Raw genomic sequence first — 1,221 nt, 5'->3', positions numbered from 1 at the left:
GAAAGTTCCGCTTTCGAATCCGTAATGGCGCCATCCCGAGCGGAAACTCTGCATCACAATATGTTTTGTAAAGCACCTGCCAATCATCGAAGTTCACATAGGTGAGGCGTCCACTAAGGCGGTTCGCCCGCTCTTGAGGGCCAAATTTGCTACATAGCCCTAAACCAATCAGCTCGGGCTCACCAATCACAAAGTTATTGGCATAAATTCGTTCTGAGCGCGCAATGAGATCGTCCGGTGCGTCGTGAAGGTGCTCTACATTCAAGCTGGCATCATACTGCTGAAGAGCAACAAGCAAGAGTTTTTGCGTGCAATCTATTTTGTAATGCGGCGCGCCCCAATATTGCTTTTGGCCATTGCGTGTTTGGTCATAAGCGAGATCAGGCAAATTACTCATACCCCATAACGCGCGAACATCTTCGGTTCGCCCAAAGTAAAAAAAGTCACACATGTGTAGCGCAACTCTCCTTGATCTGGCGTAAGCTCTGGTAAAGGTGTTGTTCACCACGACCCGCTCGCTGAGAAAGCGATCTTCTTCACAGCGCTCTGGAAAGGACGCTTGCAGAAATTTGAACTGATCACCCACTAGATAGTTATCAGAACGTAACTTCATCGCATAAGGCGTTTTTACTCGCTTCAACCCTTCTCGAGAAGAAACGATCTGGCGATTATTGTTGGATGCATCGGGCTTGCCGTCTGCGGTATATTCCGTGATATTGCTACCCGGATCTTCATTTAACAAAAGCTCATCGTAATCTAAGCCTTCGACCGGTTGGCCCTGCCATGTCGACAAAATAACATGCGCCCCTGGCAGGTGATGACGAACGCTGGTCAGACACTTCTCGGTAATGCCCTCGTCCATAGCCCGATCAGGGCTCGCCACAACAGGCCCTTGAACCACAACGGTAATATCGGAGTTTTTAATCATAGCGAGCATTCCGAGCCTGTCTTTCGGCACAGGAGATATAGTGTAGAGCGACTTTATCGGATTGAAGAAAAGAAAGCATCTCTGCACTCACCGGTTTGTCTTCTTCGAGCGCCCGATCGATCAACTTGGCGAGCTCTCTGTGGTTTCCCTTCTCACAAACATAGTCAGCGGAGCCGTTCGCTAACAGTTCACGCGCCCCACCTGCATCGGTACTCACCACTGGGGTTCCGGCCACAATGCTTTCGACAATCACGGTAGGCAAGCCTTCAATATCAGAACTCAGCACATAAAGG

2 protein-coding genes are annotated in these 1,221 nt (G+C 49.5%); both read right to left on the bottom strand.

Annotated features, from left to right (window positions below):
- Window positions 1-928: WavE lipopolysaccharide synthesis family protein (locus A3750_RS15230; protein WP_068548415.1), on the bottom strand; the 928-nt coding region annotated here is incomplete at its 3' end.
- A partial coding sequence (locus A3750_RS15225) for a glycosyltransferase (protein WP_156498623.1) occupies window positions 921-1,221 on the bottom strand: 301 nt, incomplete at its 5' end. The genes A3750_RS15225 and A3750_RS15230, both read right to left, overlap by 8 nt.

This window comes from Oleiphilus sp. HI0079 (assembly GCF_001635105.1).
Note: the sequence above shows the minus strand (reverse complement) of the source record. Positions and strands in the feature narration are given on the sequence as shown.